Genomic DNA, 16,821 nt, shown 5'->3' on the forward strand with positions numbered 1-16,821 from the left:
TCTTTTTTTAGTCGCTGGATTTCTCGTTGTTCTTCAGTTAGAGCGTTGCCTTTGGTTATGGGGTTGCCTCGTTTTTCTCTGCGATAACGGGTTAGCCAGTTTTCGAGTGTGGATTCGGCTATTTCATATTGGGTTGCAACATTACTTGGTTTTTGCCCTTGTTCTTCTATGAGTTTTATCATTTCTAATTTGAATTCGGGTGTGTATGTTTTACGTACTTTTGTCATGAGATTATGCCTCCGTTTGGGCTATTATAATCTCTTATCAGCTGTCTAGGTTTATTATGCCACTACAGACAGATAAAGCCATTCATGCTAATATTCCACGCAAGTCAAATAGTAAACAGACCAATGAGCATATGGATTGGTATTTATATAAGTTTCGGCATTTGGTTGAAAATACTTTTTGTAAGATAAAAAATTATCGGGCTATTGCCACACGCTTTGATAAGTTAAAAAGAAACTTTGAAAATAATGTCGCTTTAGCCTTTGCCTATCTATGGTTGCAGCTGTGAGTGTTCAACTGCCCTATAAATAATTTCACTAATTTATTATAATTAATAAGGATCCCGATACTCCTTATTTTTAATAAATATATGATAAATTATTTATTTTAAATTTATAGTCTGGTGATAAAATAAATTGTTTAAGTTATGTTATAAGATTCAAGTTTTAATAGGTTGATAGGACTTACAATTTTTTAGCTTGGAAGTACCATACCTTGGCACATTTAACAAAGCTTAGTGATGGATCTATAATTTTAATTGTTTTTACGAAAGCCTATGCTAATTAATAAAGCTAAGCAGTTCTATGTGAAAATTTGTAGTATGATTATACTATATGAGTTGATTTTTTCTTGTTGCTATATTATTATATGTAATTAAATGTTGATTATCATACTGTATAAATTATTGTATTAAATCGTGTGTTAACATATAAATTTTATATTTACTTGAGTCACTTAATTCAAAAACTTAGCTTAGAGAGTTGAATACCAATGAATGATAATTTCACAGAACTTGGAGCGATTACTTGGCTGTGGGCCAATTCTAATTTGCATAAGAATTGGACGCTTTCTCTCTTAACAACAAATGTTATTCCAGCAATTGAAACGAAGCAGTATGTACTGCTAAGAAGAGATAATATGCCTGTAGCATATTGTAGTTGGGCTAAGCTTAGTTTGGAAAATGAGGTTAAATATATTAACGATGTTACTTCTCTTAAGTTGGAAGATTGGCAGTCGGGTAATCGAAACTGGTTTATTGACTGGATTACCCCATTTGGCGATAGTCTGAGACTGACAAAACACATGAGAGAGTTGTTTGCAGATGAATTGTTTAGAGCTATCCGTGTGGAAGAAAATTCGTCGCATGGTAAGATAACTGAATTCCATGGAAAATCTGTTGATCCAAAGTTGGCCTCAAAAATGTTTGCACAATACCACGAAGATCTGATGAGCAAACTATCAACTCAGAATAATTTTATTATATCTAAAGATAATTAATTCAAACCTTTTCAAAACAATTAGGGTAAATAGCCATGTCTAAAATAAATGTAATTAAAACTAATATTCAAGCCGGTTTAAGCTCCACTAAGTCTGGACTAAAAAGTCTTTATTTGGCCATTCCTAAGGACTATGATCCGCAAAAGGAAGGGAGCTTAAATAACTTCATCAAAGCTGCCGATGAGTTAGGAATTGCTCGTTTGGCAGAAGAGCCTAATCACACTGAAACAGCAAAAAAATCTATTGATACGGCAAATCAGCTACTCTCTCTTACACAAACTGGTGTTGCTATCTCTGCAACAAAACTAGATGAACTCTTAAAAAAACATTCTGCCAATAAGTTGGCACAAGGGCTGAAAAGTGCAGAGAATATTGATCATCAATTAGGAGAGGCAAGTAGTGTGTTGGCAACCCTCAGTTCTTTCTTGGGTACTGCTTTAGCGGGCATGGAACTTGATTCTTTGATCAAGCAAGGCGATGCTGCACCTACTGATTTAGCGAAAGCCAGTATTGAATTGATCAATGAAGTGGTTGGCAACCTATCTAGTAGCGTTCAAACAGTTGAGGCATTTTCTGCACAGCTGGCAAAGCTAGGCTCCACTATATCGCAGGCTAAGGGTTTCTCTGGCTTAGGAAATAAGTTGCAAAACTTAAATTTCTCTAAAACCAGTGTTGGTTTGGAAGTGATTACTGGTTTGTTATCAGGTATTTCTTCAGGTTTTGTTTTGGCGGATAAAGATGCATCAACTGGTAAAAAAGTGGCTGCAGGTTTTGAGTTAAGCAATCAAGTTGTTGGTAATGTAACAAAAGCAATTTCTTCATATGTCTTAGCACAACGCGTTGCTGCTGGTCTATCAACTACCGGCGCAGTTGCTGCTTTAATCACCTCATCAATTATGTTGGCAATTAGTCCTTTGGCATTTGTGAATGCGGCGGATAAATTTAACCATGCCAATGCTCTTGATGAATTTGCAAAACAATTCCAAAAATTCGGCTATGATGGAGACCATCTACTGGCTGAATATCAGCGTGGTGCAGGCACTATTGAAGCTTCGTTAACTACAATTAATACGGCATTAGGTGCAGTTTCTGCGGGTGTTTCTGCCGCCGCTGTAGGATCTGCTGTTGGTGCACCTATTGCCCTATTGGTCGCTGGAGTAACGGGATTAATCTCTGGTATTCTAGAGGCATCTAAGCAAGCAATGTTTGAAAGTGTTGCGAATCGTTTGCAAGGTAGAATTCTAGAGTGGGAAAAGCAAAATGGTGGTCAGAACTATTTTGATAAAGGTTATGACTCTCGTTATGCTGCTTATTTGGCTAATAACTTACAATTTTTGTCTGAGCTGAATAAAGAGTTGGAAGCTGAGCGTGTTATTGCTATTACACAACAACGCTGGGATAATAATATCGGTGAGTTGGCAGGTATTACCAAGTTGGGAGAGAAAGTTGAGAGCGGAAAAGCTTATGTAGATGCTTTTGAAGATGGTAAAAAAGTGGAGGCCGGTGTTAATATTACATTAGATGCCAAGACTGGAATTGTAGACATCAGTAATTCAGATGGCAAGAAAACTCAAGCATTACACTTTACTTCACCATTATTAAGTGCAGGTAAAGAATCTCGCGAACGCATAAGTAATGGTAAATATTCTTATATCAATAAATTGAAATTTGAGCGTGTTAAAAATTGGCAGATCACTGATGGTGATGCAAGCTCTAAATTAGACTTCTCTAAAGTTATTCAGCGTATTAATGAGCAGGAAACTGTAGAGGAAATTGAGCTGATTGTAAATGCTGGTGCTGGTAACGATGATATCTTTGCTGGGCAAGGTAAAATGAATGTGGACGGTGGAGATGGATACGATCGTGTTTTATATAGCAAAGATGGTGGCTTGGGTAATATTATCGTAGACGGCACACATGCAACTGAAATGGGCAGCTATATCGTTAATCGTACAGTGGCTAAAGGTGATATTTATCATGAAGTTGTGAAACGCCAAGATACTACGGTAGGTAAACGCACAGAGACTCTTGAGTATCGTAATTATGAATTGAGACAAGTTGGATATGGGTATAAGTCTACTGATCAATTAAAATCCGTAGAAGAAATAATTGGCTCTCAATTTAATGATAACTTCAAGGGCTCCAAATTCACTGATATCTTCCACGGTGGAGATGGAGATGATATACTTGATGGCGGTGCTGGCGATGACCGTTTATTTGGTGGCAAAGGTGCAGATCAACTTTTAGGTGATGATGGAAATGATCTACTTGATGGCGGTGCTGGCGATGATGTATTAAATGGTGGTGCTGGTAATGATGTCTATATCTTTCGGAAAGGTGATGGTAATGATACTTTGTACGATGGCACGGGCAATGATAAATTAGCATTTGCAGATGCAAATATATCTGATATTATGATTGAACGTACCAAAGAGGGTATTATAGTTAAACGAAATGATCATTCAGGTAATATTAACATACCAAGATGGTACATAACATCAAATTTACAAAATTATCAAAGTAATAAAACAGATCATAAAATTGAGCAACTAATTGGTAAAGATGGTAGTTATATCACTTCCGATCAAATTGATAAAATTTTGCAAGATAAGAAAGATGGTACAGTAATTACATCTCAAGAATTGAAAAAGCTTGCTGATGAGAATAAGAGCCAAAAATTATCTGCCTCGGACATTGCAAGTAGCTTAAATAAGCTAGTTGGGTCAATGGCACTATTTGGTACAGCAAATAGTGTGAGTTCTAACGCCTTACAGCCAATTACACAACCAACTCAAGGAATTTTGGCTCCAAGTGCTTAGTGGTTTAATTTAAGAGACAATATCACCACTCGTATCATTAGTTTTAGATTATGAAACTAATGATACGAGTGGTGATACTTTTTTAATTAGACTTAATTTATGAATCCTCAGTAGTACTCTAGTTATGATAGATTATGTTCAACAACCTGCTCTGTCTGCCTTAGTTATTCTTGCCCAATACTATGGTATTTCTGCGAATCCAGCAGATATTATTCATCAGTTTTCCGATAATACGACAGGAGACCTGAATGAAATTGAATGGATGTTGGCAGCAAAGAAATTAGAATTAAAGGTAAAAGCTGTAAAACAACCTTTAGATCGATTGTCAATGATAACACTTCCTGTTTTGGTATGGTGCGATACCCCCCCTGATTTAGATAAGAATTCAAACTGCCATTTCATACTAACTAAAATTGATGGCACAGGATCCGCTACAAAATATCTCATCTACGATTTGATTGAGAATCGTCCCATAATATTAGATGCAAGAGAGTTCTCTGAACGATATTCTGGTAAGTTAATATTGGTAACTTCTCGTGCATCAATATTGGGTTCATTAGCTAAATTTGATTTTACTTGGTTTATTCCTGCGGTAATCAAATATCGTTATATTTTTTTTGAAGTCATCGTTATTTCAGTGGTACTGCAAATTTTTGCTTTGATTACACCATTGTTTTTTCAGGTTGTTATGGATAAGGTGTTGGTACATCGTGGTTTTTCTACTCTGGATGTGGTAGCGATTGCCTTATTGGTAGTAAGTTTATTTGAAGTCATTTTAAGTGGTCTACGCACTTATATTTTTGCTCATACAACCTCTCGGATTGATGTAGAGCTAGGAGCACGATTATTTCGTCATCTACTCGCTTTACCACTTGCTTATTTTGAAAGCAGAAGGGTGGGTGATACGGTTGCACGCATACGGGAGCTGGAACATATCCGCAATTTCTTAACTGGTCAAGCTCTTACTTCAGTTTTAGATTTGGTGTTTTCTTTTATATTTTTGTTTGTAATGTGGTATTACAGCCCTACTTTAACACTGGTAGTTTTGGCATCATTACCAATATATGCGTTTTGGTCTGCCTTTATTAGCCCAATTTTACGTATGCGACTAAATGATCAATTTGCACGCAATGCAGATAATCAATCCTTTTTGGTGGAAAGTATTACTGCGGTTGGTACGGTAAAGGCAATGGCGGTTGAACCTCAAATGACCCGCCGTTGGGATAATCAATTAGCAGCTTATGTTGTTTCCAGTTTTCGGGTAGCTAAGTTGGCAATGGTTGGACAACAAGGAGTGCAACTTATTCAAAAATTAGTTATTGTAGCAACTTTATGGATTGGTGCAAAATTGGTAATTGAGGGTAAACTATCAGTAGGTCAATTAATAGCATTTAATATGCTAGCAGGTCAGGTGGCAGCTCCTGTTATTCGTTTGGCACAATTATGGCAAGATTTTCAACAGGTAGGAATTTCAGTGGCACGACTGGGTGATATTTTAAACACTCCAACCGAGCATTCTACATCTCGTCTAGCCCTACCTGATATTAAGGGTGATATTACATTTAAAGATGTTGATTTTCGTTATAAAATAGATGGGCATTTAATCTTACAGGGCTTGAATTTACATATTAACGCTGGAGAAATACTGGGTATTGTAGGACGCTCTGGTTCAGGTAAATCGACATTGACAAAATTAGTGCAACGTTTATATGTGCCAGAAAATGGGAGAATATTAGTTGATGGAAACGATTTGGCATTAGCTGATCCCGCTTGGTTACGTCGCCAAGTAGGTGTTGTTTTACAGGAAAATGTGCTACTCAATCGTAGTATTCGAGATAATATTGCCTTAACTGATACAGGTATGGCGTTAGAATTTATTATCCAGGCTGCTAAGATGTCTGGAGCACATGACTTTATTATGGAATTGCCTGAAGGTTATGATACGATTGTTGGAGAACAAGGTGCAGGTTTATCAGGTGGACAACGCCAACGTATTGCTATTGCACGTGCTTTAATTACCAATCCACGTATTTTGATTTTTGATGAAGCAACCAGTGCATTAGACTATGAGTCGGAAAGGGCTATTATGCAAAATATGCAGGCAATTTGCCAAGGTAGAACAGTGTTGATTATTGCACATCGCTTATCTACCGTAAAAATGGCACATCGCATTATTGCAATGGACAAGGGGAAAATTGTAGAGCAAGGCACACATCAAGAATTGTTGCAAAAAGAAGATGGTTACTATCGTTATTTATATGATTTGCAGAATGGATAAACTTGTGCTATTAATGCTGTTATTTAAATAACCAAGGGAAATAATTCATGTTTATACAAGCACTTAAAGATTTTTTTATTCGCTATATAACCGTTTGGCGCAATACATGGGCAGTTCGAGACCAACTAAATCCGCCTAAACGTACTAAAGAAGAGCTCGCTTTTCTCCCTGCACATTTGGAACTCACTGATACACCTGTATCCAGTTTCTCTAAATGGACAGCTAGAATAATCATGATATTTGCTCTATTTGCTTTATTATGGTCTTGGGTTGGACAGATTGACATTGTTGCTACAGCTTCAGGTAAAATTTCTTCAGGTAGCCGTAGCAAGACTATTCAATCTTTGGAAACAGCGATAGTTAAAGCAGTTTATGTACGTGATGGTCAAAATGTTCAACAAGGTGAAATATTAGTAGATTTAGTGGGAATCGGTTCAGATAGTGATGTTGCTCAGTCCGAGAAAGCCCTTCGAGCAGCGCAATTATCTAAGCTACGCCTTGAAGCAATTTTATCAGCATTAAATCACCGTATTAATCCTCAGATTGATGTAGCATATGCAAAGTCTTTAAATATTTCAGAATCGGAAATTAATGAAGCTCAAACTTTAGCCCAAAATCAATATCAAGCATGGTTAGCACAAGATGAACAACTAAAATTAACCTTAAAAGGACATCAAGCAGAATTACAATCTGCTCGATCCCAAGAACAAAAGTTGGTTTCAGTTGGTGCAATTGAACATCAAAAGACTGATGATTATCGGAGTCTCAAAGCAGAAAATTTTATATCTGAGCATGCTTATCTAGAACAAGAAAGCAAATTACTTAGTAATCAAAATGATTTACAAAGTACACGTAGTCAGATTCAAAAAATACAGGCTGCAATCATGCAAGCTGAACAGAACCGTATGTTACATACTCAAAATCTAAAACGTGATACATTAGAATCTTTACGCCAAACCAATGAACAGATTAATCAATATACTGGTCAAACTAATAAAGCTAAGCAGCGACAGAAATTGCTGAGTATTAAATCACCTGTTAATGGTACTATACAAGAGCTAACAGCTTATACTTTAGGTGGAGTTGTACAAGCAGCACAAAAAATTATGGTTGTGGCACCTAACGATAATCAAGTGGAAGTAGAGATATTAGTGCTAAATAAAGATATCGGCTTTGTAAAAGTTGGGCAGAATGTTATCATCAAAATCGAGAGTTTTCCTTATACACGTTATGGTTATTTAACAGGTAAAATAAAAAGTATTAGTCATGATGCTATAGAACACCAACATTTAGGTCTAGTGTATACTGCACTTGTTTCTCTTGATAAAAGCACATTAAATATAGATGGAGTAACAATCAACTTAACGCCAGGAATGAATGTTACTGCTGAAATTAAAACAGGTAAACGTCGTGTTTTAGATTATATATTAAGCCCATTACAGACAAAAATTGATGAAAGCTTTCGTGAGCGTTAATTTTTCCTGTGCTTTTATTTAATTTGATAAGCTTAGATGTTATAATAAGAACCATTAAAAATAACCTAATAAATTTTAGAAACTATGAGAAATATAAAAATTAAAAGGTGTATCTATTTATTCTTTTTTGTGAATAGTTCTCCTATTTATGCATTTAATTTACAAGAAGCGTGGGTTGCCGCACAAAAAAATTCTGCGGATTATCAAGAAGCATTTTATCAAAAAAATGTTATTCAAGAAAAACAACAGCAGGCCAAATCAGTTTTCTATCCACATCTTTCAGGGAATATCCATTATCAGAATCAACCTCATTCTTCAACCCCTATTAAAGAAAATTATGGTTGGGATTTACAACTTAGTCAAACTTTATTTAATGGAAATGAAATTGCCAAATATCATCAAAGTATCTATAATAGTAAAGCAGCTGAGAAAAATTATAACAATGCTAAAGAGCAACTATTATACAATGTGGCAGAAAACTATTTTAACCTGTTACTCAGTAACGAAACAATTATTGCTTACACAGCAGAAAAGATATCTTATGAACAACAACTCAAGCATGCTCAGGCATTATTTGATAAAGGTGCTGCCACAGCACTAGATATACATGAAGCTCAAGCAGGTTATGATAGTGCCGTAGCACAAGAAATTGCTGCAATTGCAAAAAGACAAATTTTAGAAAATCAGCTTAATAACTATACAGGGTTAGATAGTAAACAAATTGAGCCTATTTCTATCCTTAATCAAATTGATAATTATCTTTTACAGGTTAAAAAATATAGCTTAGATGAATGGCAGTTGATTGCTTTAGAAAACAATCATAAATATTTAGCACAAAAATATACTGTTAACAGCCAAGAAGAAGCTCTCAAAGCTGCTAAAAATAGTCGTTTGCCTACACTCAAAGGACAAATCAAATATCAAGATAATCAAGATACATCATCTTCTAATAATTATAAAGTTCGTGGTAAAGAAAGAAACACTACAATACAATTACAGGTTAATATTCCTTTGTTTACAGGTGGGGATCTAAGTAGTAAAATAAATGAAGCAATTAATCAATATGAGGCAACTCGTGCTCAACTAGTCGCTATAGAGAGACAAATTAAATTGGCGATACGTCAAGCCTATACTGAAAGTAATACTATGTACCATCAAATTCTTGCACAAGAACGTGTATTTAAAAGCAGGCAACTCCAACTCAAATCAACTGAAACAGGAAAAATATATGGTATGAGAAATCATTTAGAAGTAATACGGGCTAGACAAGGGGTAACAGAGGCAGAGCAAAAACTTGCAGAGGCTAAATATAAATTTTTAATGGCTTACCTAACACTTATTAAAGAAAGTGGTTTAGAATTGGAAAAAAATATAAGCTTATGATTTGTGCATTCTTTATGTTAATCTGTAATCCACGGGTTATATGATAACCACTTTTATTTTGTGTAAATCCTAGTATTGTAACTATAGTATACTCAATCTCCCATTCCATTTAGCAAACAGCAGATTTAAGGTGTTTTCTATCATGGTCTGAGACTTGGGGGATTGTTAATTTGAAGTATATTAAAAAAAGCTGTTCTCATTGAGCTTTTTGACATCTGGCAGTTTTTCTTATAATTTGACAAGCTCAATACGAACGAAAAACCTTAAAAAGCATTTTTATTTAACAATATCCAATATAAGCCGTGACGTTGATATCAATGCAAGCAATAATAGATGCCAACAGGCATTAGCTGATGTAGCAAGACTTCTTATGTGTAAAAAAAGTACCCTCATGTCGATACTATTGAACAATAGCGGCATACTGAAACGTGATAATTTATGCTATGGGTTGCAAAGATTCCCATACCTTAAGCAGAATATTCTCCAAGCTTAAAAATTACCATAAACCTTCCCTTACCAATATCAAAGTAATTTACAAAAATATAATTTATTGATATAATTGAAAAAATAAGTGATTTGATTTGTTTATTTTAGTTTAAGGACTGTATTAAATTTCTAATACTGTAGATATAGCTTTGGTGGTGGGAGTAGATCAAATACTCAACACCCTAGTTTTTTCAAAAAATTGACAAAAAAAATGGCAATCAAAGACTGGCAAATTGACGAACGCCCACGAGAAAAACTGCTGTTAAAAGGAGCAGAAAGCCTATCTGACAGCGAACTTTTAGCCATATTTTTACGCACAGGCACGAAACAAAAATCTGCCATTGAATTAGCCAGAGAATTAATTGAAACATTTGGCAGTTTGGCAAATATCTTTTCTGCACCGCCTGATGACGTCATGTCTTACAATGGCGTTGGTATTGCCAAATATACCCAAATTTTAGCCAGTCTGGAAATGGCAAAACGCTACTTGGCAAGCCAAATGCAACAAACCCCAGTATTAAACTCTAGCCAACTTGTCAAAGATTACCTAACCACCCAATTACGCCATTTACGCCGAGAAGTTTTTGCGGTACTATTTTTAACCAATGAGTTAAAATTAATTCACTTTGAAATATTATTTACAGGTGGTATTTCATCTTGTTCAGTCTGTATCAAAGAAGTATTAAGAAAAACTTTGCAATATGGAGCAGGGCAACTGATTATCACCCACAATCACCCAAACACATCTGCCATACCGTCAAAAGATGACCTTGAATTGACCAAAAACTTATTTCAGGCGTGTGAATTGATAGATGTCACCTTGATAGACCATATTATTGTGGGAAATAACGAAACAAAGTCTTTAAAAGAATTAAACTTATTCTAAATCCAACAAATACAACGGCAAACCAAGGCCCAAAATATCAAAAAAACTGTGAGCTAACATAAAAGCAGGCAAATCATCGTATTTTAAGCGTAATAACGAAAACGAAATCCCAAGCGTGGTAATCACCAACGCACCACCAATGCCTTGATAGGTATGAAAAGAAAAACGAATCAGCAAACTAAACATCAGGGCAAAAGGCAAATATTTTCTTTGTACCGCAAAGATAATGCCCAAAAAATACAATTCTTCAAAAAAACCATTTAACAACGAAAACGCCAGTAAAGACGGCGAAAATTGGGAAAAATGTTCGTTGAAAGAATATACTTGCTCCGAGCCAGTATTCCCCAAAGGTGGATATAAATTGGGAAATAGCCACATTTGTAAATATTCATAACTGCTAGCAACTGTGCCTGCGATAACAAAGTACATCAGCGTTTTTAGCAAAAAGTTACGGCGGATTTTTAAGTTAAATTGACTAAAATCAAATTTTCTAAAAGCTAAATAAATAAAAGCGATTACTAAGGTAATACTTTCTTTGGCAATGCCCATTAAATTTATTGTATCATCAAAAACCAGTGTCTCTGGGGCGACTTGATTGTTGGTCGTCAGCTCCAAAAAACCATAGGCTGAATTAAAAATCGCTTCACCAAAAAAAATGATTGTTAAAATAGCGATATCAATAAGGTTTAAAAAAGGTAGTTTTTTTAACATGATTAATCCGTCTCTTTACTCACTCTTAATACTTCTTCCAATGTGGTTTTACCTTGCAGTACTTTTTTTAAACCGTCTGTACGGATAGATGGCGATTTGGTACGAGCGTATTTTTCCAGTTCAAACTCGGCAACTTGGGCGTGAATCAGCTGGCGTAATTTGTCATCAATCGGTACAACTTCATAGATAGCGGTTCGCCCTTTAAAGCCTGAATGGTTGCACTTTTCACAGCCAACGGGTTTTGGTAATTTGTCTGTGGATAGCCCAACTTCTTTAAAAATATTGGCAGAAAAATCATCAATGCCCGTCCATGTATGACAATGCGGACAAAGTGTGCGAACCAAACGCTGTGCGACCACGCCAATCAGTGATGATGATAACAAAAACGGCTCAACGCCCATATCAGCAAGGCGGGTTACTGCACCGATGGCGGTGTTGGTGTGTAAGGTGGAGAGTACCAAATGCCCTGTTAAGGATGCTTGTACGGCGATTTCGGCGGTTTCCAAATCACGGATTTCCCCAACCATGACCACATCAGGGTCTTGGCGGAGCATGGCTTTTAGGCTTCTGGCAAAGGTCATATCCACTTTGTTATTGACTTGGGTTTGTCCAATGCCGTCAAGCTGAAATTCTATGGGGTCTTCTGCGGTTAAAATATTGCGAGTATTGTCGTTTAATTCAGATAAACTGGCATAAAGTGTGGTGGTTTTGCCCGAGCCTGTTGGTCCTGTTACCAAAATAATGCCATGCGGACGATGAATCAGATATTTTAAGGTGGCAAAATCATCATCAGACAAACCCAAATAAGTCATATTAAGCCGTCCTGCTTGTTTATCTAAAAGACGCATGACCACACGTTCGCCAAAGTTTGACGGCAAAGTAGAAACACGTACGTCCACTTCTCGCCCTGCAAGGCGAAGTGAGATACGACCGTCTTGCGGTACACGTTTTTCGGCGATGTCCAGTTTTGCCATGACTTTGATACGAGAGACGAGCAGGGGAGCAAGTTCACGTTTTGGGCTGACGATTTCTTTTAATTGTCCGTCCACCCGAAAACGCACAGATAGGCGTTTTTCAAAGGTTTCAATATGGATATCTGACGCATTTAGGCGAATGGCTTCGGAGAGTAATGCATTGATTAAGCGGATAATCGGTGCATCATCTTCTTGGTCCATCAAATCTTCGGTTTCAGGCACGCTGTCGGCAAGGCTTGCCAAATCTGGGTGGTCTTCTAGCCCTTGTGCGATATGTTGGCTTTCGCCTGTGTTGCCTGCATAAGTGCTGGCGAGACGTTTGTCAAAGTCTTCCACATTTACCATCTCAATGACTAACGGCAAGGCAATGCCCTGACTACTGGCAAAACGATTGGCTTCATTGATAGCGGTCATGGGCGTGCTATCGGTGATAATTAGGCTTGGCGGTAGGTCAAATTCGGCATAATTTAACAAAATTTGATGACGTTTGGCAAAACTGTAAGGCAAGGCGACTGGATTTAGCATAATGATTTATTTTGTTAGTTGTTGAATGGCTTGATTTAGCAAGATTGGTTCAGGTAACTCTTGTTCTGTTTGAAATAATGCTCGTAATGCTTGCCATTCGTCATCATTTCCCCAAAATTCGGGTCTGGGCGTACTGCGTTGTTGGCGAATACCAAACAGAATTTCCACTTCTTCATAATCACCTTGCACGGACAAATCAACACAATCGGCATCAAAGGCTTGTTTGATAAAGGGTGAATACTCATTTGCTTTTAAATCTACTAAGCTACTAATTAAAAAAGAATTATAAGTTTTATCATGATTTGCAAAATCTTGTAATGACTTTACCAAGACATCAATGGCTGGTTCACGATTTTTGGGTTGAGTTTGGGCGATGATTTTAAAAGTTTCTTGAAAAATGCTTTTAGCAAAAGGATCATCAAGTTGGTTAGAGGCATTGACAAAATTATCAAAGGCTTCACGTCCAAATTTTGCCAAACAAAATGGGGCAAGCTCGGATAAATAGTCATTATCATAGGTATGGCAACGGTATAACTCATTGATAATTAACGTTTCGCTACCAGCAACTTGTAAATCAGCAATCGCACAAACACTATGCAGTGGTACAAAATAGCGGTCATCATTGGCAAAATGCAGTTTATCCGAACTAACCATTACCGCAAAAATCGGCAAATCATCAGGGCTTAAGTTAAATTGCTTGATATAATCAACGAGTGGGTAGTTTTTGGGATTGTGTAAAGGGGTGTTATTGACCAAACTGTCATGATAAAAATATTGGATATTTAAAGTCTCACCCAGTTTGCTAAACTCGTCAATCAAGCGATTTAAGCGAATTTTTTGCTCGTGGGTTAATTTTTGTTTAAATTGTGGCAAAACGGGAATTTGCGGTTTTTTTGACATTTTCAATCAACCTTGATGAAATTTTGCATTATTTTAACATATTTATGTGAATAATTTGCTATACTAAAGCAATTTTTATTGGCTAGGATAATGTGATATATGAATACCCAAAATGATTTATTAACCATTGGTTCACGCACTTTTCATTCACGCTTATTGGTCGGCACAGGCAAATATCAAGATTTATCCCAAACAGGCGAAGCAATCGCTACATCAGGGGCCGAAATTGTAACGGTTGCCATTCGCCGTACCAATATCGGTCAAAACAAAAATGAGCCAAACTTGTTAGATGTGATCTCCCCTGAAAAATATACCATTTTACCCAATACCGCAGGTTGTTTTGATGCAGACAGTGCCGTCAGAACTTGCCAGTTGGCTCGTGAGCTTTTGGACGGTCATAATTTGGTAAAATTAGAAGTCTTGGGCGATGACAAAAATCTATATCCCAATGTGATTGAAACGGTAAAAGCATGTCGCACCTTGATTGATGACGGTTTTGACGTGATGGTTTATACATCAGATGATCCCATTGTTGCCAAAGAGTTAGAAAGTATGGGCTGTGTGGCGATTATGCCATTGGGGAGTTTGATTGGTTCTGGCTTGGGGATTTTAAATCGCCATACCTTAAGCTTAATCATTGAACAAACAAAAGTTCCTGTACTGGTAGATGCAGGTGTTGGCACGGCATCTGATGCCAGTATTGCTATGGAGCTGGGCTGTGATGGCGTGTTGATGAATACCGCAATCGCCCATGCGAAAAACCCTGTGTTAATGGCAAGTGCGATGAAACACGCTGTGATGGCAGGACGAGAAGCATTTTTGGCAGGGCGTATGCCATCTCGTTATATGGCTCAAGCAAGCTCGCCACAAACGGGCTATTTTTTCCGTTAATTTTTAAAAAATAGTGTTATAAAAGATAAAAATTTAAGGCAAATTCATGCGTCTATTAACCGCCGTTGACCAACTATTTTTGTTATTAGAAAATCGCAATCAGCCCATGCACATTGGGGGATTGTTTTTGTTTGAATTGCCAAGTGATGCCAAAGATAATTTTGTCAGCGAATTGGTTGATTTGATGCGAACTAGTCAAATTCCGCCAAGTTTTCCGTTTAATCAAGTCTTGCACCGTTGGCTATTTTGGCAAACGGATAAAAATTTTGACGTGTCACACCATTTTCGTCATATTGCCTTGCCAAAACCTGCAGGTATCACTGAGTTACTCAACTATGTTTCTAAGGAACATGGTAACCTGCTGGACAAATCAAAACCCATGTGGGAATGCCATGTGATTGAAGGCTTGGACGGTAATCGTTTTGGACTATACTTTAAAATCCACCATGCCATGATTGACGGTGTGGCGGCGTTACAGTTGGTAAAAAAAATGCTCTCGCAATCGCCCACTGAAAAAACCAATTTACCACTGTGGGCATTGATGACACGGCATCGCCATCAATTAGATGCCCTAATACCGCCACACAAATCCGCTTGGCAAATTATCAAAGAACAAACGCGTGCCTTACCGCCCGTTGGACGTGAATTATTAAAAAATATTTACGAACGTTTTAACAAAGATTATGTCACCACGACGCAAGCTCCTGATAGTTTGCTTAATCAACCGATTTCTAGCTCACGACGTATTGCGATAGCATCATTCTCGTTTTCACGGTTTCAACAAATTGCCAAAACCCATGACGTAACCTTTAATGACGTGGTGTTAGCAGTCTGTTCAGGCGCTATTCGCCGATATTTAAACGACCAACACGCCCTGCCAAAAAAACCACTGGTAGGATTTGTGCCATTGTCTTTACGTGATACTCAACAAAAAAATTACAACGTCGGCAACCAAATCACCTTTATCTTAGCCAACCTTGCCACCCATATCCACGACCCCATTCAACGTTTACACACCATTCACGCCAGCACTAAAAACAGTAAAAATCGCTTTTCTCGCATGAACCAAGCCAGTTCTATTTTGTATAGTGGTATCGTATATAGCCGAGCAGGTTTACAAGTGTTAACGGGTATTATACCTGAATATCGTGGTTTTAACTTAATCATTTCTAACGTACCTGCCACCAAAAAACCGCTGTATTGGCAAGGTGCAAAATTACAAGCAATTTATCCTGCATCAGTGGTGCTAAACGACCAAGCGATGAATATTACTTTTTGCACTTATCAAGATAACATTGAATTTTGTATCGTGGCATGTGCCAAAGTGTTGCCCAATATTGATATGATCTTAACTTATATGCAAGAAGAAGTTGATAATTTTTGATGAAATTTTTTGCATTAAATTTTAACAATATGAATCATATTTTCCCAGTCATCGTGAAAATTTTTGGGAAAAGGTTGGTCTCGTTCAAAATAGTACTGAATACTTGCCATCATGAGTGTTGCCATCATGGTGGCTTGATAGTCTAGGTTATGGATGGTGTTGTTAGTTTTGTTTTGTTGTTTTGCCAATTCAATAAAATTTTGTTTGCTCATATCAAACATATCTTGATATAAATTATGCCGTTTGGTGCGGATTTTCCACAAAGCAAGCATTTGTTTTCTTAGTTCAAACATTCGCTGTCCATGACAGTGCATACTCATTTCTAGGGATTTGTCATCAATATTTAGTCTATCAGACAAGATTTTTTCTACTTGTTGGCGAAATTCGTCAATCATTTGCCCTGCTAAATCACTTTTGCCTGTGTAATATTTATAAAAAGTGGCTCGGTTTACCAATGCTTTATCCAAAATGTCTTGAATGGTGATGTCATCATAGTTTTGTTCGCTTAATAGCTCAATAAAGGCATAACGAATGGCTTTATGGGTTTTGATAATTCGTAAATCCATGTTGTACTCGACAAATGATTTTATTAGAGTTCTTGTGAAA

13 protein-coding genes and 1 pseudogene are annotated in these 16,821 nt (G+C 36.9%); 9 read left to right on the forward strand and 5 right to left on the reverse strand.

The window, feature by feature from the left end; genetic code table 11:
- Positions 1–227, reverse strand: a 227-nt coding sequence (locus tag A3G3_RS0109800; RefSeq protein WP_019518991.1) for a transposase, incomplete at its 3' end; no start/stop codon positions are given.
- 86 nt (positions 228–313) lie between these two features.
- Here A3G3_RS0109800 and A3G3_RS0109805 point away from each other — a divergent pair.
- From A3G3_RS0109805 to radC, 7 genes and pseudogenes are all read left to right on the forward strand, one after another.
- A pseudogene (locus A3G3_RS0109805) lies at positions 314–514 on the forward strand (transposase); the annotation flags it as partial.
- 482 nt (positions 515–996) lie between these two features.
- Positions 997–1,503: a toxin-activating lysine-acyltransferase gene (locus A3G3_RS0109810; protein ID WP_019520343.1), complete on the forward strand. Its 507-nt coding sequence runs from the start codon at positions 997–999 to the stop codon at positions 1,501–1,503.
- A 35-nt stretch (positions 1,504–1,538) separates the two neighbouring features.
- Positions 1,539–4,322 carry an RTX family hemolysin gene (locus A3G3_RS0109815; RefSeq protein ID WP_019520344.1) on the forward strand — a complete coding sequence of 928 codons (2,784 nt, stop codon included), beginning with the start codon at positions 1,539–1,541 and terminating at the stop codon, positions 4,320–4,322.
- 124 nt (positions 4,323–4,446) lie between these two features.
- Complete coding sequence (locus A3G3_RS0109820; RefSeq protein WP_026212977.1) at positions 4,447–6,600, forward strand: type I secretion system permease/ATPase; 2,154 nt, start codon at positions 4,447–4,449, stop codon at positions 6,598–6,600.
- 47 nt (positions 6,601–6,647) lie between these two features.
- The gene (locus A3G3_RS0109825; RefSeq protein ID WP_019520346.1) at positions 6,648–8,075 is read left to right on the forward strand and encodes an HlyD family type I secretion periplasmic adaptor subunit; all 1,428 of its coding nucleotides are present in this window, start codon (positions 6,648–6,650) and stop codon (positions 8,073–8,075) included.
- Between the two features lie 84 nt (positions 8,076–8,159).
- Positions 8,160–9,458 (forward strand): TolC family protein, encoded by a 1,299-nt coding sequence (locus A3G3_RS0109830; protein WP_019520347.1) that lies wholly within the window; start codon positions 8,160–8,162, stop codon positions 9,456–9,458.
- A 697-nt stretch (positions 9,459–10,155) separates the two neighbouring features.
- Entirely contained in the window at positions 10,156–10,830 is a 675-nt protein-coding gene (gene radC, locus A3G3_RS0109835; RefSeq protein ID WP_019520348.1) for a RadC family protein, read from the forward strand.
- Here radC and A3G3_RS0109840 read toward each other — a convergent pair.
- The 3 genes from A3G3_RS0109840 to A3G3_RS0109850 are packed head-to-tail and all read right to left on the reverse strand — an operon-like array spanning position 10,822 to position 13,940.
- On the reverse strand, positions 10,822–11,541 hold the full coding sequence (locus A3G3_RS0109840; RefSeq protein ID WP_019520349.1) for a CPBP family glutamic-type intramembrane protease: 720 nt from the start codon (positions 11,539–11,541) through the stop codon (positions 10,822–10,824). The genes radC and A3G3_RS0109840 overlap by 9 nt on opposite strands.
- A 2-nt stretch (positions 11,542–11,543) precedes the next feature.
- On the reverse strand, positions 11,544–13,040 hold the full coding sequence (gene gspE / locus A3G3_RS0109845; RefSeq protein ID WP_019520350.1) for a type II secretion system ATPase GspE: 1,497 nt from the start codon (positions 13,038–13,040) through the stop codon (positions 11,544–11,546).
- A gap of 6 nt (positions 13,041–13,046) precedes the next feature.
- Entirely contained in the window at positions 13,047–13,940 is an 894-nt protein-coding gene (locus tag A3G3_RS0109850) for a hypothetical protein (RefSeq protein WP_019520351.1), read from the reverse strand.
- A 99-nt stretch (positions 13,941–14,039) separates the two neighbouring features.
- On the opposite strand from A3G3_RS0109850, the gene A3G3_RS0109855 reads away from it, so the two are divergent.
- Together A3G3_RS0109855 and A3G3_RS0109860 are read left to right on the forward strand one after the other, a co-directional pair.
- Entirely contained in the window at positions 14,040–14,831 is a 792-nt protein-coding gene (locus A3G3_RS0109855; protein ID WP_019520352.1) for a thiazole synthase, read from the forward strand.
- Between the two features lie 46 nt (positions 14,832–14,877).
- On the forward strand, positions 14,878–16,215 hold the full coding sequence (locus A3G3_RS0109860) for a WS/DGAT/MGAT family O-acyltransferase (protein ID WP_019520353.1): 1,338 nt from the start codon (positions 14,878–14,880) through the stop codon (positions 16,213–16,215).
- 14 nt (positions 16,216–16,229) lie between these two features.
- Here the strand turns inward: A3G3_RS0109860 and A3G3_RS0109865 are convergent, their stop codons facing one another.
- The gene (locus A3G3_RS0109865) at positions 16,230–16,781 is read right to left on the reverse strand and encodes a TetR/AcrR family transcriptional regulator (RefSeq protein WP_019520354.1); all 552 of its coding nucleotides are present in this window, start codon (positions 16,779–16,781) and stop codon (positions 16,230–16,232) included.
- Between the last annotated feature and the right edge of the window lie 40 nt (positions 16,782–16,821).

The sequence above is a fragment of the Moraxella boevrei DSM 14165 genome (assembly GCF_000379845.1).
Lineage (GTDB): Bacteria > Pseudomonadota > Gammaproteobacteria > Pseudomonadales > Moraxellaceae > Faucicola > Faucicola boevrei.

Bases quoted from the DNA above. Each gene is read 5' to 3' on its own strand.
- A3G3_RS0109830 (WP_019520347.1), top strand. From the start codon at position 8,160: ATGAGAAATATAAAAATTAAAAGGTGTATCTATTTATTCTTTTTTGTG.
- A3G3_RS0109850 (WP_019520351.1), bottom strand. From the start codon at position 13,940: ATGTCAAAAAAACCGCAAATTCCCGTTTTGCCACAATTTAAACAAAAA.
- A3G3_RS0109810 (WP_019520343.1), top strand. From the start codon at position 997: ATGAATGATAATTTCACAGAACTTGGAGCGATTACTTGGCTGTGGGCC.
- A3G3_RS0109840 (WP_019520349.1), bottom strand. From the start codon at position 11,541: ATGTTAAAAAAACTACCTTTTTTAAACCTTATTGATATCGCTATTTTA.
- A3G3_RS0109865 (WP_019520354.1), bottom strand. From the start codon at position 16,781: ATGGATTTACGAATTATCAAAACCCATAAAGCCATTCGTTATGCCTTT.
- A3G3_RS0109820 (WP_026212977.1), top strand. From the start codon at position 4,447: ATGATAGATTATGTTCAACAACCTGCTCTGTCTGCCTTAGTTATTCTT.
- A3G3_RS0109855 (WP_019520352.1), top strand. From the start codon at position 14,040: ATGAATACCCAAAATGATTTATTAACCATTGGTTCACGCACTTTTCAT.
- A3G3_RS0109815 (WP_019520344.1), top strand. From the start codon at position 1,539: ATGTCTAAAATAAATGTAATTAAAACTAATATTCAAGCCGGTTTAAGC.
- A3G3_RS0109860 (WP_019520353.1), top strand. From the start codon at position 14,878: ATGCGTCTATTAACCGCCGTTGACCAACTATTTTTGTTATTAGAAAAT.
- gspE (WP_019520350.1), bottom strand. From the start codon at position 13,040: ATGCTAAATCCAGTCGCCTTGCCTTACAGTTTTGCCAAACGTCATCAA.
- radC (WP_019520348.1), top strand. From the start codon at position 10,156: ATGGCAATCAAAGACTGGCAAATTGACGAACGCCCACGAGAAAAACTG.
- A3G3_RS0109825 (WP_019520346.1), top strand. From the start codon at position 6,648: ATGTTTATACAAGCACTTAAAGATTTTTTTATTCGCTATATAACCGTT.